Origin of the sequence: Pseudomonas sp. T8, from assembly GCF_024610635.1 — a bacterium.
In the GTDB taxonomy this organism is placed as follows: Bacteria; Pseudomonadota; Gammaproteobacteria; order Pseudomonadales; family Pseudomonadaceae; genus Aquipseudomonas; species Aquipseudomonas chlororaphis_I.
In genome coordinates this window covers 4243402-4266975 of the sequence record NZ_CP102374.1, presented here as the reverse complement: position 1 = coordinate 4266975, position 23574 = coordinate 4243402, and the positions used below count along the sequence as shown (strand labels likewise).

General features: G+C 64.3%; 24 protein-coding genes. 10 read left to right on the top strand and 14 right to left on the bottom strand.

Going from position 1 to position 23574, the window contains the following annotated elements; translation table 11 throughout:
* Positions 1 to 54: 54 nt before the first annotated feature.
* Genes gmhB through glyQ form a run of 3 tightly spaced genes read right to left on the bottom strand, consistent with a single transcriptional unit; the run spans position 55 to position 3600 of the window.
* Positions 55 to 588 (bottom strand): D-glycero-beta-D-manno-heptose 1,7-bisphosphate 7-phosphatase, encoded by a 534-nt coding sequence (gene gmhB / locus NRG23_RS19120; RefSeq protein ID WP_016703942.1) that lies wholly within the window; start codon positions 586 to 588, stop codon positions 55 to 57.
* 7 nt (positions 589 to 595) lie between these two features.
* Entirely contained in the window at positions 596 to 2650 is a 2055-nt protein-coding gene (gene glyS, locus NRG23_RS19115; protein ID WP_007921024.1) for a glycine--tRNA ligase subunit beta, read from the bottom strand.
* Positions 2647 to 3600, bottom strand: a complete 954-nt coding sequence (gene glyQ, locus NRG23_RS19110; protein WP_003177094.1) for a glycine--tRNA ligase subunit alpha — start codon at positions 3598 to 3600, stop codon at positions 2647 to 2649. Before glyQ ends, glyS begins: the two co-directional genes overlap by 4 nt.
* Before the next feature lie 81 nt (positions 3601 to 3681).
* Here glyQ and NRG23_RS19105 point away from each other — a divergent pair, with 81 nt between their 5' ends.
* From NRG23_RS19105 to NRG23_RS19095, 3 genes are all read left to right on the top strand, one after another.
* Positions 3682 to 4245 (top strand): DNA-3-methyladenine glycosylase I, encoded by a 564-nt coding sequence (locus NRG23_RS19105; protein ID WP_009046221.1) that lies wholly within the window; start codon positions 3682 to 3684, stop codon positions 4243 to 4245.
* Between the two features lie 44 nt (positions 4246 to 4289).
* A complete protein-coding gene (locus NRG23_RS19100) occupies positions 4290 to 5177 on the top strand; it encodes a lysophospholipid acyltransferase (RefSeq protein WP_023967681.1) in 888 nt (295 codons plus the stop codon).
* A 70-nt stretch (positions 5178 to 5247) separates the two neighbouring features.
* Complete coding sequence (locus tag NRG23_RS19095) at positions 5248 to 5487, top strand: pilus protein PilZ (RefSeq protein WP_016703940.1); 240 nt, start codon at positions 5248 to 5250, stop codon at positions 5485 to 5487.
* A gap of 165 nt (positions 5488 to 5652) precedes the next feature.
* Here NRG23_RS19095 and NRG23_RS19090 read toward each other — a convergent pair whose 3' ends face one another.
* The 5 genes from NRG23_RS19090 to def form a co-directional block, all read right to left on the bottom strand.
* A complete protein-coding gene (locus tag NRG23_RS19090; protein WP_009046223.1) occupies positions 5653 to 5970 on the bottom strand; it encodes a tetratricopeptide repeat protein in 318 nt (105 codons plus the stop codon).
* A gap of 138 nt (positions 5971 to 6108) precedes the next feature.
* On the bottom strand, positions 6109 to 7482 hold the full coding sequence (trkA, locus tag NRG23_RS19085) for a Trk system potassium transporter TrkA (RefSeq protein WP_007932603.1): 1374 nt from the start codon (positions 7480 to 7482) through the stop codon (positions 6109 to 6111).
* Positions 7483 to 7506: 24 nt separating this feature from the next.
* Entirely contained in the window at positions 7507 to 8832 is a 1326-nt protein-coding gene (gene rsmB, locus NRG23_RS19080) for a 16S rRNA (cytosine(967)-C(5))-methyltransferase RsmB (protein ID WP_016703939.1), read from the bottom strand.
* Positions 8829 to 9788, bottom strand: a complete 960-nt coding sequence (gene fmt, locus NRG23_RS19075; RefSeq protein WP_016703938.1) for a methionyl-tRNA formyltransferase — start codon at positions 9786 to 9788, stop codon at positions 8829 to 8831. The genes rsmB and fmt overlap by 4 nt, the downstream gene beginning before the upstream one ends.
* 69 nt (positions 9789 to 9857) lie before the next feature.
* Entirely contained in the window at positions 9858 to 10364 is a 507-nt protein-coding gene (def, locus tag NRG23_RS19070; protein ID WP_009046227.1) for a peptide deformylase, read from the bottom strand.
* Between the two features lie 152 nt (positions 10365 to 10516).
* On the opposite strand from def, the gene NRG23_RS19065 reads away from it, so the two are divergent.
* The 3 genes from NRG23_RS19065 (at position 10517) to NRG23_RS19055 (ending at position 13343) form a co-directional block, all read left to right on the top strand.
* Positions 10517 to 11542 carry a LysM peptidoglycan-binding domain-containing protein gene (locus tag NRG23_RS19065; RefSeq protein ID WP_009046228.1) on the top strand — a complete coding sequence of 342 codons (1026 nt, stop codon included), beginning with the start codon at positions 10517 to 10519 and terminating at the stop codon, positions 11540 to 11542.
* A 79-nt stretch (positions 11543 to 11621) separates the two neighbouring features.
* On the top strand, positions 11622 to 12731 hold the full coding sequence (dprA, locus tag NRG23_RS19060) for a DNA-processing protein DprA (RefSeq protein WP_110175228.1): 1110 nt from the start codon (positions 11622 to 11624) through the stop codon (positions 12729 to 12731).
* Positions 12732 to 12785: 54 nt separating this feature from the next.
* The gene (locus NRG23_RS19055) at positions 12786 to 13343 is read left to right on the top strand and encodes an L-threonylcarbamoyladenylate synthase (protein ID WP_007926207.1); all 558 of its coding nucleotides are present in this window, start codon (positions 12786 to 12788) and stop codon (positions 13341 to 13343) included.
* A gap of 52 nt (positions 13344 to 13395) precedes the next feature.
* On the opposite strand, the gene NRG23_RS19050 is transcribed toward NRG23_RS19055, so the two are convergent.
* Positions 13396 to 14373, bottom strand: a complete 978-nt coding sequence (locus NRG23_RS19050) for an NADPH:quinone reductase (RefSeq protein ID WP_009046231.1) — start codon at positions 14371 to 14373, stop codon at positions 13396 to 13398.
* A 168-nt stretch (positions 14374 to 14541) separates the two neighbouring features.
* Here NRG23_RS19050 and hemF point away from each other — a divergent pair, with 168 nt between their 5' ends.
* On the top strand, positions 14542 to 15459 hold the full coding sequence (gene hemF, locus NRG23_RS19045) for an oxygen-dependent coproporphyrinogen oxidase (RefSeq protein WP_009046232.1): 918 nt from the start codon (positions 14542 to 14544) through the stop codon (positions 15457 to 15459).
* Positions 15460 to 15574: 115 nt separating this feature from the next.
* Positions 15575 to 16396, top strand: a complete 822-nt coding sequence (gene aroE, locus NRG23_RS19040) for a shikimate dehydrogenase (RefSeq protein ID WP_009046233.1) — start codon at positions 15575 to 15577, stop codon at positions 16394 to 16396.
* A 126-nt stretch (positions 16397 to 16522) separates the two neighbouring features.
* Here aroE and NRG23_RS19035 read toward each other — a convergent pair whose 3' ends face one another.
* The 3 genes from NRG23_RS19035 to betC form a co-directional block, all read right to left on the bottom strand.
* Entirely contained in the window at positions 16523 to 18091 is a 1569-nt protein-coding gene (locus tag NRG23_RS19035; RefSeq protein WP_257371669.1) for a SulP family inorganic anion transporter, read from the bottom strand.
* A gap of 198 nt (positions 18092 to 18289) precedes the next feature.
* Positions 18290 to 19234, bottom strand: a complete 945-nt coding sequence (choX, locus tag NRG23_RS19030; protein ID WP_110175226.1) for a choline ABC transporter substrate-binding protein — start codon at positions 19232 to 19234, stop codon at positions 18290 to 18292.
* A gap of 15 nt (positions 19235 to 19249) precedes the next feature.
* Entirely contained in the window at positions 19250 to 20764 is a 1515-nt protein-coding gene (betC, locus tag NRG23_RS19025) for a choline-sulfatase (RefSeq protein WP_041987886.1), read from the bottom strand.
* 114 nt (positions 20765 to 20878) lie between these two features.
* Here betC and NRG23_RS19020 point away from each other — a divergent pair, with 114 nt between their 5' ends.
* Positions 20879 to 21829: a choline sulfate utilization transcriptional regulator gene (locus NRG23_RS19020; protein ID WP_101281591.1), complete on the top strand. Its 951-nt coding sequence runs from the start codon at positions 20879 to 20881 to the stop codon at positions 21827 to 21829.
* A gap of 95 nt (positions 21830 to 21924) precedes the next feature.
* Here NRG23_RS19020 and NRG23_RS19015 read toward each other — a convergent pair whose 3' ends face one another.
* A complete protein-coding gene (locus NRG23_RS19015; protein WP_257371667.1) occupies positions 21925 to 22575 on the bottom strand; it encodes an NAD(P)-dependent oxidoreductase in 651 nt (216 codons plus the stop codon).
* Between the two features lie 80 nt (positions 22576 to 22655).
* On the opposite strand from NRG23_RS19015, the gene NRG23_RS19010 reads away from it, so the two are divergent.
* The gene (locus NRG23_RS19010; protein WP_009046239.1) at positions 22656 to 22982 is read left to right on the top strand and encodes a DOPA 4,5-dioxygenase family protein; all 327 of its coding nucleotides are present in this window, start codon (positions 22656 to 22658) and stop codon (positions 22980 to 22982) included.
* 98 nt (positions 22983 to 23080) lie between these two features.
* Here NRG23_RS19010 and NRG23_RS19005 read toward each other — a convergent pair whose 3' ends face one another.
* Positions 23081 to 23548 carry an anti-virulence regulator CigR family protein gene (locus NRG23_RS19005; RefSeq protein WP_110175224.1) on the bottom strand — a complete coding sequence of 156 codons (468 nt, stop codon included), beginning with the start codon at positions 23546 to 23548 and terminating at the stop codon, positions 23081 to 23083.
* Between the last annotated feature and the right edge of the window lie 26 nt (positions 23549 to 23574).

The window sequence follows — 23574 nt, the reverse complement described above, 5'->3', positions numbered from 1 at the left end:
CTCTAAAAAAGCGCACTCCCGAACAGTCCTTGGCCAGGATGTCAGAAGAACTCTCTAATTGTGGATAAGTTCAGCGGCAACTGCCGCCAGGTCGTCAAAAATCAAGGTGCCTACCGGTAGGGTTTTCCCCAGGGTCTTTTCGCCTTTCCCGGTCTTTACCAAAACTGGCTGAGAGTCGACGGCTTTTGCGGCTTCCAGGTCACCGAGACTGTCGCCCACAAACCATAGACCAGCCAGATCCACTTCGTAGTGCCGGGCAATGGTCTGCAACATGCCGGGCTTGGGTTTGCGGCAGGCGCAACCTTCGTCCGGGCCATGGGGGCAGTACACGATGAGGCCGAGTTCGCCGCCCTGCTCGGCCACCAGGGCGCGCAGGCGCTCGTGCATGGCGTCGAGGGTGGCGACATCGTAGTAACCGCGAGCGATGCCCGACTGGTTGGTAGCGACCGCTACCGTCCAGCCGGCCTTGCTCAACTGCGCGATGGCTTCGACCGAGCCGGGGAGCGGAATCCACTCCTCCACCGATTTGATGTAAGCGTCGGAGTCGTAATTGATCACTCCGTCCCGATCGAGAATCAGCAGTTTCACGTACGCCTTACCCCAGCAACGAGATGTCGGCGACACCGAGGAACAGACCCCGCAGACGTGCCAGCAGCGCGTAGCGGTTGGCCCGCACGTTGGCGTCTTCGGCGTTGACCATCACCTTCTCGAAGAAGGCGTCGACCGGCTCGCGCAGGGCGGCCAGGCGGGCCAGGGTCTCGCTGTACTGACGCGCCGCGGCCATTGGCTGCACGGCCTGGTCCGCTTGCTGGATCGCCGAGTACAGGGAGAACTCGTTGGCGTTGTCGAAGTACTTGGCTTCCACGGTGGTCGGCACGCTGCCTTCGACCTTGCTCAGCAGGTTCGAAACGCGCTTGTTCACCGCGGCCAACGCAGCGGCTTCCGGCAGCTTGCGGAAGGCCTGCACGGCCTGCACGCGCTGGTCGAAGTCCAGGGCCGAACCCGGCTTCAGGGCACGGACCGACAGGTAGGTGGCGACATCCACGCCTTCGTCTTCGTAACGGGCACGCAGACGGTCGAAGATGAACTCCAGGACCTGATCGGCCAGGCCGGCGCTCTTGACCTTGCTGCCGAACGCGCTGACGGCGAACGCCACGGCTTCAGTCAGGTCCAGGTCGAGCTTCTTGTCGATCAGGATGCGCAGCACGCCCAGCGCGGCACGACGCAGCGCGTACGGGTCCTTGCTGCCGGTTGGCAGCATGCCGATGCCGAAGATGCCGACCAGGGTGTCGAGCTTGTCGGCGATGGCCACGGCGGCACCGGTGACGGTGCTTGGCAGCTCGGCGCCGGCGCCACGCGGCATGTACTGCTCGTTCAGCGCCAGGGCGACGTCTTCCGGCTCGCCGTCATTGAGGGCGTAGTAGTAACCGGCGATGCCTTGCATTTCCGGGAACTCGCCGACCATTTCGGTGGCCAGGTCGCACTTCGACAGCAGGCCCGCGCGCGCGGCGCGCTGGGCGTCGCCGCCGATGCGCGGGGCGATGAACGCGGCCAGTTTCGAGACGCGCTCGGCCTTGTCGTAGACACTGCCCAGCTTCTCCTGGAACACCACGTTCTGCAGGCGCTGGTTGAAGTCTTCGAGCTTCTGTTTCTTATCCTGCTTGAAGAAGAACTCGGCGTCGGTCAGGCGTGGGCGAACGACTTTCTCGTTGCCCTCGATGATCTGGCGCGGGTCCTTGCTTTCGATGTTGGCCACGGTGATGAAGCGCGGCAGCAGCTTGCCGTCGACGTCCAGCAGGCAGAAGTACTTCTGGTTGTCCTGCATGGTGGTGATCAGGGCTTCCTGCGGCACTTCGAGGAAACGTTCCTCGAACGAGCACACCAGCGGCACCGGCCATTCCACCAGGGCGGTCACTTCGTCCAGCAGATCGGCTGGAACGATGGCAGTACCTTCCTGCAGGCGCGCCAGTTCTTCGGTGCGCTTGCTGATCAGCTCGCGACGCTCGTTGGCGTCGGCCAGCACATAGGCGGCACGCAGGTCGTCCAGATAGTTGGCCGGCGAGGTGATGCGCACGCTTTGCGGGTGATGGAAGCGGTGACCGCGGGAGTCGCGACCGGCTTTCTGGGCGAGGATGGTGCAGTCGATGACCTGGTCACCGAGCAGCATCACCAGCCATTGGGTCGGACGCACGAACTCTTCCTTGCGCGCAGCCCAACGCATGCGTTTTGGAATCGGCAGGTCGTTCAGCGAGTCTTCGACGATGGTCGGCAGCAGGCTGGCGGTCGGCTTGCCCTTGATGCTCTGGCTGTAGCGCAGCTTCGGCCCGCTCTGGTCGATTTCGCTCAGGTCCACGCCACATTTCTTGGCGAAGCCCAGGGCGGCCTGGGTCGGGTTGCCTTCGGCGTCGAAGGCGGCCTGGCGCGGCGGGCCGTCGAGGTTGATGCTGCGATCCGGCTGCTGGGTGGCCAGGCCGCTGATCAGCACCGCCAGGCGGCGTGGTGCGGCGTAGACGTGCTTGGTCTCGAAGTTCAGGCCGGCGGCCTGCAGGCCTTTTTCGATACCGCCCAGGAAGGCTTCGGCCAGGGTGTTCAGGGCTTTGGGTGGCAGTTCTTCAGTGCCCAGTTCAACCAGAAAATCTTGCGCACTCATTGTGCCGCCTCCAACTTAGCCAACACTTCATCACGCAGGTCCGGGGTTGCCATCGGGAAGCCCAGCTTGGCGCGGGCCAGCAGGTAGGCTTGCGCAACGGAACGCGCCAGGGTGCGCACACGCAGGATGTACTGCTGACGCGCGGTCACGGAGATCGCGCGACGGGCATCCAGCAGGTTGAAGGTGTGCGAGGCCTTGAGGACCATTTCATAGCTCGGCAGCGGCAGCGGCTGGTCCAGCTCGATCAGGCGCTTGGCTTCGCTTTCGTAGAAATCGAACAGTTCGAACAGCTTCTCGACGTTGGCGTGTTCGAAGTTGTAGGTCGACTGCTCCACTTCGTTCTGGTGGAACACGTCGCCGTAGGTCACCTTGCCGAACGGGCCGTCGGCCCAGACCAGGTCATAGACCGAATCCACGCCCTGCAGGTACATGGCCAGGCGTTCCAGGCCGTAGGTGATCTCGCCGGTCACCGGGTAGCACTCGATGCCACCGGCTTGCTGGAAGTAGGTGAACTGGGTCACTTCCATGCCGTTGAGCCAGACTTCCCAGCCCAGGCCCCAGGCGCCGAGGGTCGGCGATTCCCAGTTGTCTTCGACGAAACGGATGTCGTGCACCAGCGGGTCGAGCCCGACGTGCTTGAGCGAGCCCAGGTACAGCTCCTGGAAGTTTTCCGGGTTCGGCTTCAAGACCACCTGGAACTGGTAGTAGTGCTGCAGACGGTTCGGGTTTTCGCCGTAGCGGCCGTCAGTCGGGCGACGACTGGGCTGCACATAAGCGGCGTTCCAGGTTTCCGGGCCGATGGCGCGCAGGAACGTGGCGGTATGGAAAGTGCCGGCGCCTACTTCCATATCGTAGGGCTGAAGTACCACACAACCTTGCTCGGCCCAGTATTGCTGGAGGGCGAGGATCAAGTCTTGGAAGGTACGCACGGCTGGCGTAGGCTGGCTCACGAAATTCACCTGTTACTTGGGCTGCGATTTAAAGAGCGGGAGTATACCCGATTCAGTTGTGCGCACGCCCACTGGAGCCTTATGCCACGCTGCTTTTGGTGCAACGAAGATCCCCTGTACATGGCGTACCACGATCAGGAGTGGGGCGTGCCGCTACGCGATGCGCAGCGTTTGTTCGAGTTGTTATTGCTCGAAGGGTTCCAGGCCGGCCTGTCCTGGATCACCGTCCTGAAGAAGCGCGAGCGCTATCGCCAGGTGCTGTTCGGCTTCGATGTGCAGCGCGTGGCACAGATGAGCGATGCACAAATCGACGAGTTGATGCTCGATCCCGGGATCATCCGCAATCGCCTGAAACTCGCTGCCGCGCGGCGCAATGCCCAGGCCTGGATGGCGCTGGAGGACCCGGTGGCATTCCTCTGGTCGTTCGTCGGCGGGGTGCCCAGGGTCAATCATTTCAAGGACCGCAGCGAGGTTCCGGCGGTGACTCCAGAGGCCGAGGCGATGAGCAAGGGTCTGAAAAAGGCCGGCTTCACCTTTGTCGGGCCGACCATCTGTTATGCGCTGATGCAGGCTTCGGGCATGGTGATGGATCACACCCGCGACTGCGATCGCTACGCCATCCTGGCAAACGGGCGGTTAGAATAACCGGCTTGCGACAAGGTTCATGACCCGGATATCAGGAGTCACCTGTGGATAAGTTTAAAGGCGCCCTGCTGGTGGGCGCTCTGCGATTGTTTGCCCTGCTGCCCTGGCGCGCGGTGCAGGCGGTCGGTTCGGCCATCGGCTGGATCATGTGGAAGACCCCCAACCGTTCCCGCGATGTGGTGCGGATCAACCTGGCCAAGTGCTTTCCGCAGATGGACGCCGCCGAGCGCGAGCGTTTAGTGGGACAGAGCCTGAAAGACATCGGCAAATCCCTGACCGAAAGCGCCTGCGCCTGGATCTGGCCGGCCGAGCGCTCGATCGCCCTGGTGCGTGAAGTCGAGGGCCTCGAGGTGCTGCAAGAGGCGCTGGCGTCGGGCAAGGGTGTGGTCGGCATCACCAGCCACCTGGGCAACTGGGAAGTGCTCAACCACTTCTATTGCAGCCAGTGCAAACCGATCATTTTCTATCGCCCGCCGAAGCTCAAGGCGGTGGACGACCTGCTGCAGAAACAGCGGGTACAACTGGGCAACCGCGTGGCGCCGTCCACCAAGGAAGGCATCCTCAGCGTCATCAAGGAAGTGCGCAAAGGTGGTGCGGTGGGCATTCCCGCCGACCCGGAACCGGCCGAATCCGCCGGGATCTTCGTGCCCTTCTTCGCCACCAAGGCGCTGACCAGCAAGTTCGTGCCGAACATGCTGGCCGGCGGCAAGGCGGTCGGGGTGTTCCTGCATGCGCTGCGCCTGCCCGACGGTTCCGGCTACAAGGTGATCCTCGAAGCCGCGCCGGATGCGATGTACAGCACCGATACCGAAACCTCCTGCGCGGCGATGAGCCAGGTGGTCGAGCGCTATGTGCGGGCTTATCCGAGCCAGTACATGTGGAGCATGAAGCGTTTCAAGAAACGTCCGGCCGGCGAAGAACGCTGGTACTGACCGCCTGGCACGATCTGTGGATAACCTTTCGCCCAAGGTTATCCACAAAGGTTGAAGCAGAGCACAGCATATGCCCGATTCGCGCAAATCCCTGAGGATCAAGATCCAGCACGAAAGCTTCGGCGAATGCCTGGGCCAGACGCGCAACCTGTCTGCCAGCGGGGTCTACGTCAAGCACCCGGCATTGGCGGCGCTACCCAAGGGCGCGGTGGTCTACGGCCAGGTGCAAGGCCTGCCGATGAGCGCCCCACGGGTAAAGATGGAAGTGGTGCTGGTGGACGCCGAGGGCATCGGCCTGCGTTATCTCTGAAGCGTTCGGACATCGCCTGTAGCCGCTGCCGAGCTTGCGAGGCTGCGTACGAGGACGCAGTCCTCGCTAAACCTGCGCAGCAGGAGTGTCTGGCAGATCGCGGCGTCTGGTTCTACGACCGCTTCGCGGTCGATCGCAGCCTCGCTCACTCGGCAGCGGCTACAGTCAGCCTTTGGTCTGGCGCTCGAGTTTCTTGAGGAACACCGTCATTTCCTTTTCCGCCTGCTTGTCGCCATGCCCGCGGGCCGCTTCCAGGCCCTGCTCCCAGGCCTGGCGCGCCGCCGGATAATCCTCCAGGCCTTGATAGGCCTTGCCCAGCAGCTTCCATGCCGCCGAATACTTGGGGTCGAAACCGACGCAGCGTTGCAGGTGCTCGGCGGCCTTGGCGTATTCGTGCAGATCCAGATAACCCTTGCCCAGGCCGAAGCGCAGCAGCGAGTTATCCATACCCTTGGCGAGCATTTTTTCCAGGGATTCGAGCATGGGAGGGCTCCTTCGACGGTTAGGTGGCGTATTCGAGACAGCTATCGCGAGCAAGCTCGCTCCTACAGGGATGTACGCCTTCCATTGTAGGAGCGAGCTTGCTCGCGATTGACCGGTCCTGACAGCGCAGGTCCCGGATCAGAAGAAGCTCAACCCCACGTGGAACAGCTTCTCCACATCGCGGATATGTTTTTTATCCACAAGGAACAGAATCACATGGTCGCCGGCCTCGATCACCGTGTCGTCATGGGCGATCAGCACTTCCTCGTCGCGGATGATCGCGCCGATGGTGGTGCCTGGCGGCAGCGCGATGTCCTCGATGGCGCGGCCGATCACCTTGCTCGATTTGGCATCGCCATGGGCGATCGCCTCGATGGCTTCCGCCGCGCCACGGCGCAGCGAGTGCACGCTGACGATATCGCCACGGCGCACGTGGGCCAGCAGGGTGCCGATGGTCGCCAGCTGCGGGCTGATGGCGATGTCGATATCGCCGCCCTGGATCAGGTCGACATAGGCCGGGTTGTTGATGATGGTCATCACCTTCTTCGCTCCCAGGCGCTTGGCCAGGAGCGAGGACATGATGTTGGCCTCGTCGTCGTTGGTCAGGGCCAGGAAGATATCGGCGTCGGCGATGTTCTCTTCCATCAGCAGGTCGCGGTCCGAGGCGCTGCCTTGCAGGACCACGGTGCTGTCGAGGTTGTCCGAGAGGTAGCGGCAACGCGCCGGGTTCATCTCGATGATCTTCACCTGGTAACGGCTTTCGATGGCTTCGGCCAGGCGTTCGCCGATCTGCCCGCCGCCAGCGATGACGATGCGCTTGTAGGACTCGTCGAGGCGGCGCATCTCGCTCATCACCGCGCGGATGTTGGCCTTGGCGGCGATGAAGAACACTTCGTCGTCGGCCTCGATCACCGTATCGCCCTGGGGCAGGATCGGCCGGTCACGGCGGAAGATCGCCGCGACGCGGGTGTCGACGTTGGGCATGTGCTCGCGCAGCTGGCGCAGTTGTTGCCCCACCAGCGGCCCGCCGTAATAGGCCCGGACCGCCACCAGCTGGGCCTTGCCTTCGGCGAAGTCGATCACCTGCAGGGCGCCGGGGTGTTCGATCAGGCGCTTGATGTAGTTGGTCACCACCTGTTCCGGGCTGATCAGCACGTCGACCGGAATCGCCTCGTTGTCGAACAAGCCGGCGCGGGTCAGGTAGGCCGCCTCGCGGACCCGGGCGATCTTGGTCGGGGTGTGGAACAGGGTATGGGCGACCTGGCAGGCGACCATGTTGGTTTCGTCGCTGTTGGTCACCGCGACCAGCATGTCGGCATCGTCGGCGCCGGCCTGGCGCAGCACCGTCGGGAACGAACCGCGGCCCTGTACGGTGCGGATGTCCAGGCGGTCGCCGAGATCGCGCAGGCGTTCGCCATCGGTGTCGACCACTGTAATGTCGTTGGCTTCGCTGGCCAGATGCTCTGCCAGCGTGCCGCCCACCTGCCCTGCTCCGAGGATGATGATCTTCATCCAGTCACTCCCTTAGAACCTTTCTTAACCGCGCGCGGCGGCAATCTTGATCAGCTTGGCGTAGTAGAACCCGTCATGGCCGCCCTCTTGCGCCAGCAACTGGCGACCGTGGGGCTGCTTCAGGCCGGCCGGAGGCTGGCCCAGTTGCCCGCCGATGTCCAGTTCGCGAGCGCCCGGGGTCCGGGCCAGGAACGCCTCGATCACCTCGGTGTTTTCGGTCGGCAAGGTCGAGCAGGTGGCGTACAGCAGGATGCCGCCGACTTCCAGGGTCGACCACATGGTGTCCAGCAGTTCGCCTTGCAAGGTGGCCAGGGCGGCGATGTCGTCGGCCTGACGGGTGAGCTTGATATCCGGGTGGCGACGGATCACCCCGGTGGCCGAACACGGCGCGTCCAGCAGGATGCGCTGGAACGGCTTGCCGTCCCACCAGGCAGCGGTGTCACGGCCGTCGGCGGCGATCAGCTCGGCGTTCAGCCCCAGGCGGTCGAGGTTTTCCTGGACGCGCACCAGGCGCTTGGCTTCCAAGTCCACCGCGACCACGCCGGCCAGCGCGGGCTCGACTTCGAGGATGTGGCAGGTCTTGCCGCCAGGCGCGCAGCAGGCGTCCAGCACCCGTTGTCCCGGCGCCAGCTCCAGCAGCTCGGCGGCCAGTTGCGCGGCCTCGTCCTGCACGCTGATCCAGCCTTCGGCGAAGCCCGGCAGGCTGCGCACGTCGGCGGCTTCATCGAGGACGATGCCGTCCTGGCTGTAGACGCAAGGCTTGGCGGCGACACCGGCTTCGCTCAGCAGCTGGAGGTAGGCCGTGCGGGATTTATGGCGACGGTTGACCCGCAGGATCATCGGCGGGTGGGCGTTGTTGGCCGCGCAGATGGCTTCCCACTGCTCGGGCCAGAACGCCTTGAGGGATTTTTGCAGCCAGCGCGGATGGGCGGTACGCACCACCGGGTCGCGCTCCAGCTCGGCGAACAGCGCTTCGCTCTCACGTTGGGCGCGGCGCAGCACGGCATTGATCAGCGCCTTGGCCCAGGGCTTTTTCAGTTTGTCGGCGCAGCCCACGGTTTCGCCGATGGCGGCATGCGCCGGGACGCGGGTGTAGAGCAATTGATAGAGGCCCACCAGCAGCAGCGCCTCGACATCGGCATCGGCCGCCTTGAACGGCTTCTGCAACAGCTTGGCCGCCAGCGCCGCCAGCCGTGGCTGCCAGCGCGCGGTGCCGAACGCCAGGTCCTGGGTGAAGCCGCGATCGCGCACTTCGACCTTGTCCAGCAGGGTTGGCAGCGAGCTGTTGAGCGAGGCTTTGCCATTGAGGACCGAGGTCAGGGCCTTGGCTGCGGCCAGACGCGGGTTCATTGAGCGTCCACCGCTTGTCCGAGCACGGTGCCGGTGGCGAATTTCTCACGCCGGCTGTTGAACAGGTCGCTGAAGTTCAGCGCCTTGCCGCCGGGCAATTGCAGGCGAGTCAGGCACAGCGCCTGCTCGCCGCAGGCGACGAGCAGGCCGTCCTTGCTGGCGCCGAGGATGGTTCCCGGGGCGCCCTTGCCTTCGGCGAGACTGGCGGCCAGCACTTTCAGGGCTTCGCCATTGAGCGTGCTGTGGCAGATCGGCCAGGGGTTGAAGGCCCGTACCAGGCGCTCCAGTTCCAGCGCCGGGCGGCTCCAGTCGATCCGTGCTTCGTCCTTGTTCAGCTTGTGGGCGTAGGTGGCCAGGCTGTCGTCCTGCACTTCGCCTTGCAGGGTTCCGGCAGCGAGGCCGGCGATGGCCTGCACCACGGCCGGCGGGCCCATTTCGGCGAGTCGATCATGCAGGCTGCCGCCGGTGTCGGTGGCGCTGATCGGGGTGCGGACCTTGAGCAGCATCGGCCCGGTGTCCAGGCCGGCTTCCATGCGCATCACGGTCACGCCGCTCTCGGCGTCACCGGCTTCCACGGCGCGCTGGATCGGCGCCGCCCCGCGCCAGCGTGGCAGCAGCGAAGCGTGGCTGTTGATGCAGCCCAGGCGCGGAATATCCAGCACCGCCTGCGGCAGGATCAGGCCGTAGGCGACCACCACCATCAGGTCCGGCGCGAGGGCCGCCAGTTCGGCCTGGGCCTCCGCGTTGCGCAGGGTTGGCGGCTGCAGCACGGGGATATCGTGCTCCAGCGCCAGTTGCTTGACCGGGCTCGGCATCAGCTTTTGCCCGCGTCCGGCCGGCCGGTCCGGCTGGGTGTAGACCGCGACGATCTCGTAGGGGCTGTCGAGCAGGGCCTTGAGGTGTTCGGCGGCAAATTCCGGGGTACCGGCAAAGACGATGCGCAGTGGCTCAGTCATGGGAATTCTCGCTAATAAATACGCAGAAAAGAAAAAGGCTTGCCGCTGCAAGCCTTTGGAAGAAGGGGATCAAGCCTGCTGACGATGCTGCTTTTCCAGCTTCTTCTTGATCCGGTCGCGTTTGAGCGTGGACAGGTAATCGACGAACAATTTGCCGTTGAGGTGGTCGCATTCGTGCTGGATGCACACCGCGAGCAGGCCTTCGGCGATCAGTTCGTAAGGCTGGCCGTCACGGTCCAGGGCCTTGATTTTCACGCGTTGCGGACGATCGACGTTCTCGTAGAAGCCCGGTACCGACAGGCAGCCTTCCTGATACTGGCCCATTTCGTCGGTGAGCGGTTCGAACTCTGGGTTGATGAACACCCGTGGCTCGCTGCGGTCTTCGGACAGGTCCATGACCACGATGCGCTTGTGCACGTTGACCTGGGTAGCGGCCAGGCCGATGCCGGGCGCCTCATACATTGTTTCAAACATGTCGTCGACCAACTGACGCACTTCGTCGTCCACTACGGCCACTGGTTTGGCGATAGTGCGCAGGCGCGAGTCGGGGAATTCGAGGATGTTTAAAATGGCCATAAGCGTAATTGCTACACGTGTGAAGTAAGTTCGGAGTCGGAGGCCTTGCGGGGTCTGGAAGGGCAACCGTTGTAAAACGTGCTCGATCAGGAGCAGGGAGCGCACAGGCGCTGGCGTTTCACGCGAGTACACATAATAAAGGGATTCACCGCATGAGGAAATCACTACTCGCCTTGCTGCTCGTGGGCTGGGCCGGTTTCGGCCAGGCGCAGGTGCCGCTCCGGGAGGGTTACCCACAGCGCTACACCGTGGTGGCGGGCGATACCTTGTGGAGCATCGCCAACCGCTTTCTGCGCGATCCCTGGCAATGGCCGGCGCTCTGGCAGGCCAATTCCAGCCTCGCCGACCCCGATCTGATCTACCCCGGCGACTCCCTGGCGCTGGTACAGGTCAATGGCGAACCACGCCTGACCCTGGAGCGCGGCGCTTCCCGGGGTACGGTCAAACTGTCGCCTCAGGTGCGCCGCACGCCGCTGGCCGAGGCGATCCCGACCATTCCACTGCAGGCCATCGACAGCTTTCTGCTGAGCAACCGCATCCTCGACCGGGCCGAGACCTTCGACAGTGCGCCCTACATAGTCGCCGGCGATGCCGAACGGGTGCTCAGCGGCACCGGCGACCGGATCTTCGCGCGCGGCCGCTTCGACCCGGAACAATCGGCCTACGGCATCTTCCGCCAGGGCAAGACCTACACCGACCCGCAGAGCGGCGAAGTGCTGGGGATCAACGCCGACGAGATCGGCGGCGGCGAGGTGGTCGCGGTCGAGGGCGATATCGCCACCCTGCAATTGCAGCGCACCACCCAGGAAGTGCGCCTGGGCGACCGTTTGTTCAGCGGCGAGCCGCGGGTCATCAACTCGACCTTTGTCCCCAGCCCGCCGAGCCGGGCGGTCGAGGGCCTGATCATCGACGTGCCACGGGGCGTCACCCAGATCGGCGCGCTGGACGTGGTGACGCTGAACAAGGGGCGGCGCGATGGCCTGGCTGAAGGCAATGTGCTGGCGGTGCTGAAGACCGGTGAAACCGTGCGCGATCGGGTGGCCGGCGGCCAGGTGAAGATGCCGGATGAGCGGGCCGGTCTGCTGATGGTTTTCCGCACCTACGACAAACTCAGCTACGGCCTGGTGCTCAATGCTTCCCGCTCCCTGGCGATCATGGACAAGGTGCGTAACCCGTAAACCCTCAACAAGTTACCAACAGAGTTATCCACAGCTTATTCCTGCTTCAGCCGGGCTTATAACGATCAAGGATGATCCTATGTCACTGCCTGCCCAGGCTCCGGTTTCCCCCGCGGAACTGGAAGCCCGTCTACGTTTGCACCGCTTGCCGGACCTTGGCCCGAAGCGTTTTCAGCTGTTGCTCGAAGCCTTCGGTTCGGCCTCCAAGGCCATCAGCGCGCCGGCCAGTGCCTGGCGTGCGTTGGGCCTGCCGGCGAGTGCGGCCGAGGCCCGGCGCAACGCCGAGGTGCGTGATGGCGCCAGCCGTGCATTGGCCTGGCTGGAGCGTCCGGGCCAGCATTTACTGATGTGGGACCAGCCTGACTACCCGCCGTTGTTGAATGAAATTGCCGATGCGCCGCCGCTGCTGTTTGTCGCCGGCGATCCGCGGATCCTGGAAAAACCGCAGTTGGCGGTGGTTGGCAGTCGTCGCGCTTCGAGGCCTGGAATGGACACCGCCGCGGCCTTTTCCCGCAGCCTGGCCGCGGCCGGTTTTGTCATCACCAGCGGCCTGGCGCTGGGGATCGATGGCGCGGCGCACCAGGCTGCCCTGGAGGTCGGCGGGCAGACCGTCGGCGTGCTCGGCACCGGCCTGGAAAAATTTTATCCACAGCGCAATCGACGCCTGGCCGACGCCATGATCGCCCAGGGCAGCGCAGTGGTTTCCGAGTTCCCGTTGGAGACCGGACCCCACGCCAGCCACTTTCCCCGGCGCAACCGGATCATCAGCGGCCTGTCCCTTGGCGTGCTGGTGGTGGAGGCCAGCGTCGCCAGCGGTTCGCTGATCACCGCCCGGCTCGCCGCCGAACAAGGCCGCGAGGTGTATGCGATACCCGGGTCGATCCATCACCCCGGGGCCCGGGGCTGTCATCAGCTGATTCGTGATGGCGCGGTGCTGGTGGAAACCATCGAACATATCCTCGAAGCCCTGCGTGGCTGGCAACGGCTGTCGTTATCCCCAGCCCCGCCACCAGTCGCGCCCACGCACCCATTGCTGGCGCTGTTGCATGCTGCGCCGCAGACCAGCGAGGGCCTGGTGCAGGCCAGTGGCTGGAGCCTGTCCAGGGTGCTGGCGGCGCTTACGGAGCTGGAGCTGGAGGGCCATGCGGTATGTGAAGCAGGCTGCTGGTATGCCCGGGCAAAAGGCTAGGCTTTATAAGCAGGATCGGTAAACTGCGCACAGCCTTAATCCGGAGAGTCAGCAATGGTCAGCAGTTGGCGTGTGCAACAAGCCGCACGAGAAATTCGCGCAGGGGCGGTGATTGCCTACCCAACCGAAGCAGTCTGGGGGTTGGGGTGCGACCCGTGGAACGAAGAGGCGGTGGACCGGTTGCTGGCCATCAAGTCGCGCTCCGTGGACAAGGGCCTGATCCTGATCGCCGACAACATCCGCCAGTTCGATTTCCTCTTCGAGGATTTCCCCCAGGAATGGCTCGATCGCATGGCCAGCACCTGGCCAGGCCCGAACACCTGGCTGGTACCCCATCAGAATCTGTTGCCGGAATGGGTCACCGGGGTCCACGACACCGTGGCCTTGCGGGTCAGCGATCATCCACTGGTGCGCGAGTTATGTGCGCTGGTGGGGCCGCTGATTTCCACCTCGGCCAATCCCCAGGGGCGCCCGGCCGCCCGCACGCGGATTCGCGTCGAGCAGTATTTCCGCGGGCAGCTGGACATGGTCCTGGGCGGCAGCCTGGGCGGGCGCAAGAACCCGAGCCTGATCCGCGACCTGGTGACCGGCAAGATCGTGCGTCCGGCCTGACACCGCGTCATCGTTTATCGCGGGCAAGTCGGATCGCCGCCCGCGATGCATTTCAAGGCAGCAGAATGGTCGAACCCGTGGTGCGCCGCGCCGACAGTTCGGTCTGCGCCTTCGCCGCGTCCGCCAGTGGATAACGCTGGCCGATCTCGATCTTCAGCTTGCCGCTGGTAATCATGCCGAACAGATCGTCGGCCATGGCCTGCAGGTTCTCGGCATTGTTGGCGTAGGTGCCCAGGGTCGGACGGGTGACATACAGCGAGCCCTTGGCCGCCAGGATGCCCAGGTTGACCCCCTCCACCGCGCCCGAGGCATTGCCGAAGCTGACCATCAGACCCCGTGGCTGCAGGCAGTCCAGCGAGGTCAGCCAGGTGTCCTTGCCCACGCCGTCGTAGACCACCGGGCATTTCTTGCCGTCGGTCAGCTCCAGTACGCGCTTGGCCACGTCTTCATGGCTGTAGTCGATGGTTTCCCAGGCGCCGAGGGATTTCGCCAGCGCGGCTTTTTCCGGCGAGCTGACAGTACCGATCAGCTTCACCCCCAGGGCCTTGGCCCACTGGCAGGCGAGCAGCCCGACACCGCCGGCGGCCGCGTGGAACAGCACGGTTTCACCGCCCTTGAGCTCGTAGGTCTGGCGCAGCAGGTACTGCACGGTCAGGCCCTTGAGCATCACCCCGGCCGCCTGTTCGAAGCTGATGCTGTCCGGCAGGTGCACCAGATTGTCCGCGGGCAGTACATGCAGCTCGCTGTAGGCACCCAGCGGACCGCTGCCATAAGCCACGCGATCGCCGACCTTGAAGCGGGTCACGGCGCTGCCCACCGCCTCGACCACCCCGGCCCCTTCGGCACCCAGGCCCGATGGCAAGGCCGGTGGCGCGTAGAGACCGCTGCGGTAGTAGGTGTCGATGAAATTCAGGCCGATGGCCTTGTTGCTCACGCGGACCTGTTGCGGGCCCGGTTCTGCGGGTTGGTAATCCACATACTCGAGTACTTCCGGGCCGCCATGGGCCCGGAACTGGATACGTTTGGCCATCTGCACTCTCTCCTCGGTCGTGTCGCGAAAGTGCCTTATCGGACTCCTATGCTTGACCGCCGTCAACTGCGACCGGCCCCCACGCAGTGTTATGCTACGCGCCCATTTGCGCAGGCCCCCTGCTGTATCCCTGGCGCCGCGTAGCTTTGCCCGATTCAAGGTGATGCCATGACTACCCGCACCGAGGCCGTAAAAGCCTACCTGCTCGACCTGCAAGACCGCATTTGCGCTGCCCTGGAAGCCGAAGACGGCGGTACGCGCTTCGTCGAAGACGCCTGGACCCGACCGGCCGGCGGTGGCGGGCGCACCCGGGTGATTGCCGACGGTACGGTGATCGAGAAAGGCGGCGTCAACTTTTCCCACGTGTTCGGCAGCGGCTTGCCGCCGTCCGCCAGCGCCCACCGGCCCGAACTGGCCGGCCGTGGCTTCGAGGCGCTGGGCGTGTCGCTGGTGATCCACCCGCACAACCCCCATGTGCCGACTTCCCACGCCAACGTAAGGTTCTTCATCGCCGAAAAAGCAGGCGAAGAGCCGGTCTGGTGGTTCGGCGGCGGTTTCGACCTGACCCCCTACTACGCCAACGAAGAGGACTGTGTGCACTGGCACCGCGTCGCCGAAAAGGCCTGTGCTCCGTTCGGCCCGGACGTCTACCCGCGCTACAAGGCCTGGTGCGACAGCTACTTCCACATCAAGCATCGCAATGAACCACGTGGCATCGGCGGCCTGTTCTTCGACGACCTCAACGAGTGGGACTTCGACACCAGCTTCGCCTTCATGCGCGCCATCGGCGACGCCTACCTCGAGGCCTACCTGCCGATCGTCCAGCGCCGCAAGGCCCTGGGCTATACCGAGAAGCAGCGCGAGTTCCAGGAGTACCGTCGCGGCCGCTATGTCGAGTTCAACCTGGTCTACGACCGCGGCACCCTGTTCGGCCTGCAATCGGGCGGGCGTACCGAGTCGATCCTCATGTCCCTGCCGCCGCAGGTGCGCTGGGGCTACGACTGGAAAGCCGAGCCGGGCAGCGAAGAAGCGCGCCTGACCGAATATTTCCTGCAGGACCGCGACTGGCTGGCGGGCTCTGCGTAAAGCGTTGCAGCCGGCTGGCCGGCGCTGGACGATAATGCGATTGAACAGAACAGCGCAGCGTCCCTGTCGCCAGCAAGCTGGTTCCTTACAGGGATGTGCATGAGGGTTTTATTGGATGGATCAGTACGTCGTTTTTGGTAACCCGATCGGCCACAGCAAGTCGCCGCTGATTCATCGGCTGTTCGCCGAGCAGACGGCGCAGCGGCTGGTCTACACCACTCTGCTGGCGCCCCTCGACGATTTCGCCGGCTGTGCCCGCGGGTTCTTCGTCGACGGGCGTGGCGCCAACGTCACGGTGCCGTTCAAGGAAGACGCCTACCGCCTGGCCGACAGCCTGACCGCCCGTGCCCAGCGCGCCGGCGCGGTGAACACCTTGAGTAAACTCGCCGATGGCAGCCTGTTGGGCGACAACACCGACGGCGCCGGCCTGGTGCGTGACCTGACGGTCAACGCCGGCTTCAGCCTCAAGGGCAAGCGCATTCTGCTGCTGGGGGCCGGTGGCGCGGTGCGTGGCGCGCTGGAGCCGCTGCTGGCGGAGCAGCCGGCGTCGGTGATCATCGCCAACCGCACGGTGGAAAAGGCCGAGCTGCTGGCCGAGCTGTTCAGCGACCTGGGGCCGGTGTCCGCCAGCGGTTTCGACTGGTTGCGCGAGCCGGTGGACCTGATCATCAACGCTACCTCGGCCAGCCTCACCGGCGACGTGCCGCCGATTGCCGCCAGCCTGATCGAGCCGGGCAAGACGGTGTGCTACGACATGATGTATGGCAAGGAGCCGACCGCCTTCTGTCGCTGGGCCAGCCAATACGGCGCGGCGATTTCCATGGATGGCCTGGGCATGCTCGCCGAACAGGCGGCGGAAGCCTTCTTCCTGTGGCGCGGCGTGCGCCCGGACACCGCGCCGGTGCTGGCGGAGCTGCGGCGCCAGCTGGGGCTCTGACCCCGCGCCCCTCTTTCTATTGTAGGAGCGAGCTTGCTCGCGATAGCCGCGAAGCGGCGGTGCGACAGCCACGCCGTATTATCGTCGACGTTCATCGCGAGCAAGCTCGCTCCTACATAGCCGGGTTCAATCCTCAAACCGGATCGGGCATCTCTCCGCGCCTTCGAGCTTTCTCAACTCTTCGATCACCGAGGCCCGCGCGCGGCGCAGGGTCAGGCTGCGGTTCTGCCGCAGCAGGCGGCGGGCTTCCTGGTGCAGCATGGCCACCCCGGAATAGTCGATGAAGTTGATCTGCCGGGCGTCGATCACCAGGCGCGGCGCATGGCAGCGCTGCATGCGCACTTGCAGGTAATGGCTGGCGCCGAAAAAGATCGAGCCGCCGACCCGCAGGATGTCCTCGTCGCCTTCGCGCCCATGCTGCACGCGCGGTTGCGAGGTGCGCTTGAGGTAGAAGAACAGCGACGCCAGGACCCCGGCATAGATCGCCGTCTGCAATTCCAGGAGCAAGGTGGCGACACAGGTCAGGCTCATCACCACGAACTCGGCGCGGCTGACCCGGAACAGCGCGCGAATGCCGCGGTGGTCCACCAATCCCCAGCAGATCAGCAGGATGCTCCCGGCCATGGCCGGGATCGGGATATGGGCGATCAGCGCCGCGCCGGCCACGGCGAACAAGGCCACCCACAACGCCGAGAACACCCCCGCCAGCGGCGAACAGGCACCAGCTTCGTAGCTCAGGCCGGAACGGGTAAAGGAACCGGAAGACAGATAGCCGGAGAAGAACGCGCCGACGATGTTCGACAGGCCCTGGGCGCGGACTTCCTGGTTGGCATCGAGCAACTGCTCGGAGCGCGCCGACAGCGAGCGGGCGATCGACAGGCTGGTCACCAGCCCCAGCATGCCCACCGCCACGGCGCTGGGCAGCAGGCGCAGGATCATGTCCAGGTCCAGCGGCAGCGGGCTGAACGGCGGCAGCCGCCCGGTAAAGGCGCTGACCAGCTTCACCTGGCCGAACAGCGCCGGCCACAGCCATACCACCAGAGCGCTGAGGATCAGGCTGATCAGCAGCGACGGCCAGCGCGGCACCAGCAGTTTCAGGGCCAGGCCGACGATCAGCGTGCCCAGGCCGAGGATCAGCGAGGGGTTATCCACAGCATCGAGATGGGCGAACAGCGAGGTCAGGCTGTTCAGCGCGGTGGCTTCGCTCGGCAAGTCCAGGCCCAGCAGGTTGGGCAGCTGCCCCAGGGCGATCACTACCGCGGCGCCGAGGGTGAAGCCGAGCACCACCGAGTGGGACACGAAGTTCACCAGCGCGCCGAAGCGCAACAGCCCCAATAGCCACTGGAACACGCCAGCGAGCAGGGTCAGCAGCAGGATCAGGGTGATGTAGTCCTGGGATGCCGGCACCGCCAGGGGGCTGACGCTGGCGTAGAGGACGATGGAAATCGCCGCGGTGGGGCCACAGATCAGGTGCCAGGAAGAACCCCAGAGGCAGGCGATCAGCACCGGCACGACGGCGGCATACAGGCCGTATTCCGGTGGCAGGCCGGCGATCAGCGCATAGGCGATGGATTGCGGCAGGGCGAGGATGGCGCCGCTCAGGCCCACCAGCAGGTCGCGCCCGACGCTGGCGCGGGTCTGCCGGGGCAGCCAGCTCAGGAAGGGCAAGAGTGAATGGCGATTGGGCCAGGCCATGGGTCCTCGCGGGTGAAGGTGTTCAGGGGCGTCAGGGTAAAGCATTGCCGGAAGGCTTGCCCCATTCCGCCAGGGTTGCCTGTAGGAGCGAGGCTTGCCCGCGATGGGCTACGCAGTAGCCCCAAAACCTGCATGCAGGGTCCATCTGGAAGACCGTGTCGCCCGCATCGCGGGCAAGCCTCGCTCCTACGACGGGCGTTAGAGTTTGGCCTGCACCGCCGGCAGCGCATCCTTGCCATCGAGGGTCTTCACCCCATCCAGCCACTTGTCCAGCACCGCCGGGTTGGCCTTGATCCAGGCCTTGGCTGCGTCAAAGTTGCTGACCTTCTTGTTGGCCACCTCGGCCATGATGCTGTTCTCCATGTCCTGGGTGAAGCTCAGGTTGCTCAGCAGCTTGCCGACGTTCGGGCAGGCCTGTGCATAACCCTTGCGGGTCAGGGTGTAGACGCTGCCGGTATCGCCGAAGTACTTCTCGCCACCCTTGAGGTAGCGCATTTTCAACTGCACGTTCATTGGGTGCGGGGTCCAGCCGAGGAAGGTGACGAACTTCTGCCTTTTCACCGCCCGCGAGACTTCGGCGAGCATCGCCTGCTCGCTGGACTCGATAAGCTTCCACTGGCCGAGGTCGAAGTCGTTCTTCTTGATGATCTCCTGCAACGACAGGTTGGCCGGGGCCCCGGAGCCGATGCCGTAGAGCTTTTTGTCGACTTCTTTTGGGTGTAGCTCGGCGTATTTGTTCAGGTCGTTGAAGTCATGCACGCCGGCGTCCCAGACGTAATCCGGCACCGCCAGGGTGAACTCGGTGCCGTCCAGGTTCTTCGCCAGCTGGGTGACATCGCCATTGGCCACGAACTTGTCGTAGAAGCCCTGCTGCGCCGGCATCCAGTTGCCCAGGAACACATCCACCTGGCCGTCCTTGAGCCCGCCGAAGGTGATCGGCACCGCCAGGGTATCGACCTTGGCCTTGTAGCCCATGCCGTCCAGCAGGAAACCGGCGATGGCGTTGGTGGCGGCGATGTCGCTCCAGCCCGGGTCGGCCATCTTCACGGTCTCGCACCCCTGTTCGGCCCAGGCCAGGGCCGGGATCGAAGCACTGCCCAGCGCCAGAAGCGCGGCCGTCACTGCTGTGGATAACCTTTGCATGCTCTTCCCCTTACGTTATTGGTTTTGGCAGGGTTGTGGATAACGAGCCTTGCGCTCCAGATCGTCGAGGTCGATGTGGTTGCGCATGTATTGCTGGCTGGCGTCGACCAGTGGCTGGTGGTCCCAGCTCTTCAGCTTGCCCAGGCTCAGCGCATCGGCGACGAAGCGACGGCGGCGCTGGCTGGCGAGTACCTGTTGATGAATGTGCGGGATATCCCATTTGGCCCGGGCTTCGCGGAGAAAACCCTCGAATAGCGGGCGATGTTGCGGTGATTGGCTGAGTTCTTCCTGTTCACGCGGGTCGTTGGCCACATCGAACAGCAGGCACGGGTCGTCTTCGCTGTAGATGAACTTGTAGCGGCCGCGACGAATCATCATCAGCGGGCCGATAGTGCCTTCGGCCATGTATTCGCCGAAGACTTCGTCATGCCCGCCCTGCCCTTGCAGGTGCGGCACCAGGGAGCGGCCATCCAGCGGCAGATCCGCTTGCAGTTGGCCACCGGCCAGTTCCACCAGGGTCGGCAGCAGGTCGGCGGTCGAGACCGCCTGGCCCACCCGGCCAGCGGCGAACTGCCCCGGCGCGCTGACCAGCAGCGGCACCCGCGCGGCCATTTCGAACCAGTGCATTTTGTACCAGAGGCCGCGCTCGCCGAGCATGTCGCCGTGGTCGCCGGAAAAGACAATGATGGTGTCGTCGATCAGCCCGGTTTCCTCCAGGGTTTCCAGGAGTTTGCCGACGTTGCTGTCGATATAGCTGCACGCGCCGAAATAGGCGCGACGCGCGTCGCGAATCTTATCCACAGGCAGCGGCTTGTCCCACAGGTCGTAGACCTTGAGCAGGCGCTGGGAATGCGGGTCGAGCGCGTCCTGGGACGGGGTCTGCGGCAGCGGAATATCCTCGTCGCGGTACAGGTCCCAGAAGGCCTTGGGAATGGTGTACGGGTCGTGCGGGTGGGTCATCGACACGGTCAGGCAGAACGGCTGGTCGCCGTCTTCGCGAACGTGATCGAACAGGTACTGGCGGGCCTTGAACACCACCTCTTCGTCGAAATCCAGCTGGTTGGTGCGCACGCATGGCCCGGCCTGCAGTACCGAGGACATATTGTGGTACCAGCTGGGGCGCACGTCCGGCTCATCCCAGTTCACCGCCCAGCCATAGTCGGCCGGGTAGATATCGCTGGTCAGGCGTTCTTCGTAACCGTGCAGCTGGTCCGGGCCGCAGAAATGCATCTTGCCTGACAGCGCGGTGCGGTAGCCCAGGCGGCGCAGGTAATGGGCGTAGGTCGGGACGTCGGCGGGGAAGTCGGCGGCGTTGTCATAGGCGCCGATCTTGCTCGGCAACTGGCCGCTGACCAGGGTGAAACGCGAGGGCGCGCACAGTGGGCTGTTGCAGTAGGCGGCGTCGAACACCACGCCTTGCGCGGCGAGACGGCTCAGGTGCGGCAGCTTGATGGGCGATGGACCGTAGAACGGCAACATTGGCGCGGCCATCTGATCGGCCATGATGAAAAGAATGTTCTTGCGCTTCATGTATTCGCGGCATTCCATAGTAGGCAGTTATGCGAAAGTGCTGCGATCGAGCATGTAACCCGCGGCTTTTGCGGTAAAGCCCATGTGCGGCAATGACTAGGATAAGTACAGCTTATGTATGAAGCGCTTGGCGACCTGTCCCTGGACCTGTTCCGCGTATTCGAGGCGGCGGCGCGCCAGCGCAGCTTTACCGCCGCGGCGGTGGAACTGGGGACCACCCAACCGGCCATCAGCCAGCAGATCAAGCGGCTGGAAGAACAGCTCGGCACCCGGCTGTTCGACCGCATCTACCGTGGCATCGAACTGACCGAGGCCGGCAGCCAGTTGTTCGAACAGGTGCAGGCCGGCTTGCAGAGCATCGACAACGGCCTGAGCGCCATCACCGCCCAGCATCAGCATGAGGTGCTGCAGGTGGCCACCGACTTCGCCTTTGCCGCCTACTGGCTGATGCCGCGCCTGCACCGTTTCCACGCCGCCAATCCGCAGGTGGATGTGAGCCTGGTCACCAGCGAACGCAGCCACAACATGCTGCGCAGCGATATCGACGTGGCGGTGCTGTTTGGCGATGGCCGTTTCAAGCAGGGGGAAAGCCACTGGCTGTTCAATGAAGAGGTGTTTCCGGTGTGCAGCCCGCTGTTGCTCAAGGAGCGGCCGCTACCGCTGGGCGCCCATTCGCTGCTGGAGTTTCCGCTGCTGCACCTGAAGGGCGAAAACAGCAGCCACTGGTTCGACTGGAGCGGCGTGTTTCGTGAGTTAGGGATCGCCACCCCGCCAGCGCCGGGGCAGTTGCGTTTCGACAACTACACCCTGCTGATCCAGGCGGCGATCGGTGGCCAGGGCGTGGGCATTGGCTGGCGCCACCTTGTGGATAACTTGCTGGCGCAAGGTCTGTTGTGCCGGCCGATCAGCGAAACGCTGATTTCCCGCTACGGCTATTACGTGGTCCTGCCCCAGCGCAAACGCCGGGGGGCGCTGATCCAGCGGTTTTTCGACTGGCTGATGGCCGAGCAGGCCGACAGCGCGCAATCCCTGACCGGGCTGGGCCTGCCTTCGATTGCCATCTGAGGTTTGGGGTTGGCGCGCAAGCCATCGCGAGCAAGCTTGCTCCTACATGGGATCGCATAACCTTCTGTAGGAGCGAGCTTGCTCGCGATAAGGATTCAACACACGAAGTTCACATGCTCGCCCACATGCAGGTTCAGCTGCTGTTCGTCGGCGATGCCGGCAGCTACCCGCGCCAGTCGCTGCACCGGCTCGACCCGCTCGGGTGCAAGGCTGTCGATGGGGTGGCTGAAGTGTTCCAGGGTCAGCCCGGGTACGCTTTGCGGCGCATTCACCAGGGTCCAGCGCAAGCTGCTGCCTTGCAGCGCGTCGAGGATGGTCTCGGCCGTCTGACGGTGTGGATAACCCTCCATCTCCGGCTGGTCCAGCACCTCGAAATTCCCCACCAGAAACAGGCGTCGGACGCCGGCAGCCTGCATGCCGGCGATCAGCGCTTCGACTGCCTGGACTTGTTCCCGGGGTTCGAGCAGCAGGTTTTCCTGTTGTTCGAGACCCATGGGCAGCCCCGGGGCATTCAGCAGGCAGACCACCACGTCGCCTCCGGCCACGCTTTGCCTGACCCGCACGGCATCGAACAGGTCACCGCATTTGGTGCGCAAGCCGGGAAGGGGCTCGAGGGCCGTCAGGTCGTCGAGGATGGCGATGACTTCATGCTGGCGCCGCAGGAACTCCGCCATCAGTGCGCTGCCCAGGCTGCTCATGGCACCGTAGAGCACCAGTTTGACCACCGGGGTTTCGGCATTTTTCATGGCGCGGCTCGTTTCTTTACACTGGTAAGGTTATGACCTGTGGGCTGTCGCCAGGGTTCGACTTTGTCATGAGAGGTTCCATGCAACGCATCAAGGGCTATCACGCCCACGTCTATTTCGACGCCAGCACCATCGACCAGGCGCGGGCCTTGTGTGAGCAGGCGGCGCAATTGTTTCCATTGAAGATGGGCCGGGTGCATGAACGGCCGGTCGGCCCGCATCCGGACTGGAGCTGCCAGCTGGCGTTCGAACCGCAGTACCTGGGGGAGGTGCTGCCGTGGCTGGCGCTCAATCGCAACGGGCTGGTGGTGTTTCTGCACCCGGATACCGGGGACGACCTGAAGGATCACACTGAGCATGCGGTCTGGATGGGGGCGATCAGGCCGCTGGATCTGTCGATTTTTTGAGATTTTTCGCGAGCAAGCTCGCTCCTACAAGGTCAGGCGCTTTCTGTAGGAGCGAGCTTGCTCGCGATGACGTCCTCTCAAACGCTATCAATCCCCGATCAATACAGCACGCCGTCGAGAATCTCGTAGACGATCCCGCTGCCCACCGCGATCAGCACGATATCGGCGCCCATGCGCCGCCATTCATAACCCGGGTAGTACGGCAGGTGCGCCAGGGCACGGTTGTCCAGGCGTTCGCCGTAGTAGCCGCGGGGCAGCGGCTGGCCGCGTACCAGGTGGATGCCGTGGGGCGGTGGTGCGCCGCGTACGAAGTAGACGTGATTGTCGCGAATGGTTTCGCGCACCGGGCCGAAATCCCGGGGCGGGCCGCCACGCCGATCGGCCTGCGGGCCACGATGCTCATCGCCCCGATTGTCCGCGCGATTGTCTCCTCGATTGTCGTAGCGACCCTGTTGCGGGTCTCCGCGATCGTGGTCGTCACGTGGGTCCGCGACCGCGTGCAACAGCGGGCTGGCGCTGAGCATCAGCACACCGAGACCGGCAATCAGGCGTTTGGGCATTTTCATCGGGTCTTCCTCAGAGCACGAACAAC

Bases quoted from the DNA above. Each gene is read 5' to 3' on its own strand.
- glyS (WP_007921024.1), bottom strand. From the start codon at position 2,650: ATGAGTGCGCAAGATTTTCTGGTTGAACTGGGCACTGAAGAACTGCCA.
- NRG23_RS19105 (WP_009046221.1), top strand. From the start codon at position 3,682: ATGCCACGCTGCTTTTGGTGCAACGAAGATCCCCTGTACATGGCGTAC.
- NRG23_RS19095 (WP_016703940.1), top strand. From the start codon at position 5,248: ATGCCCGATTCGCGCAAATCCCTGAGGATCAAGATCCAGCACGAAAGC.
- NRG23_RS19090 (WP_009046223.1), bottom strand. From the start codon at position 5,970: ATGCTCGAATCCCTGGAAAAAATGCTCGCCAAGGGTATGGATAACTCG.
- trkA (WP_007932603.1), bottom strand. From the start codon at position 7,482: ATGAAGATCATCATCCTCGGAGCAGGGCAGGTGGGCGGCACGCTGGCA.
- rsmB (WP_016703939.1), bottom strand. From the start codon at position 8,832: ATGAACCCGCGTCTGGCCGCAGCCAAGGCCCTGACCTCGGTCCTCAAT.
- fmt (WP_016703938.1), bottom strand. From the start codon at position 9,788: ATGACTGAGCCACTGCGCATCGTCTTTGCCGGTACCCCGGAATTTGCC.
- def (WP_009046227.1), bottom strand. From the start codon at position 10,364: ATGGCCATTTTAAACATCCTCGAATTCCCCGACTCGCGCCTGCGCACT.
- NRG23_RS19065 (WP_009046228.1), top strand. From the start codon at position 10,517: ATGAGGAAATCACTACTCGCCTTGCTGCTCGTGGGCTGGGCCGGTTTC.
- dprA (WP_110175228.1), top strand. From the start codon at position 11,622: ATGTCACTGCCTGCCCAGGCTCCGGTTTCCCCCGCGGAACTGGAAGCC.
- NRG23_RS19055 (WP_007926207.1), top strand. From the start codon at position 12,786: ATGGTCAGCAGTTGGCGTGTGCAACAAGCCGCACGAGAAATTCGCGCA.
- NRG23_RS19050 (WP_009046231.1), bottom strand. From the start codon at position 14,373: ATGGCCAAACGTATCCAGTTCCGGGCCCATGGCGGCCCGGAAGTACTC.
- hemF (WP_009046232.1), top strand. From the start codon at position 14,542: ATGACTACCCGCACCGAGGCCGTAAAAGCCTACCTGCTCGACCTGCAA.
- aroE (WP_009046233.1), top strand. From the start codon at position 15,575: ATGGATCAGTACGTCGTTTTTGGTAACCCGATCGGCCACAGCAAGTCG.
- NRG23_RS19035 (WP_257371669.1), bottom strand. From the start codon at position 18,091: ATGGCCTGGCCCAATCGCCATTCACTCTTGCCCTTCCTGAGCTGGCTG.
- choX (WP_110175226.1), bottom strand. From the start codon at position 19,234: ATGCAAAGGTTATCCACAGCAGTGACGGCCGCGCTTCTGGCGCTGGGC.
- betC (WP_041987886.1), bottom strand. From the start codon at position 20,764: ATGAAGCGCAAGAACATTCTTTTCATCATGGCCGATCAGATGGCCGCG.
- NRG23_RS19020 (WP_101281591.1), top strand. From the start codon at position 20,879: ATGTATGAAGCGCTTGGCGACCTGTCCCTGGACCTGTTCCGCGTATTC.
- NRG23_RS19015 (WP_257371667.1), bottom strand. From the start codon at position 22,575: ATGAAAAATGCCGAAACCCCGGTGGTCAAACTGGTGCTCTACGGTGCC.
- NRG23_RS19010 (WP_009046239.1), top strand. From the start codon at position 22,656: ATGCAACGCATCAAGGGCTATCACGCCCACGTCTATTTCGACGCCAGC.
- NRG23_RS19005 (WP_110175224.1), bottom strand. From the start codon at position 23,548: ATGAAAATGCCCAAACGCCTGATTGCCGGTCTCGGTGTGCTGATGCTC.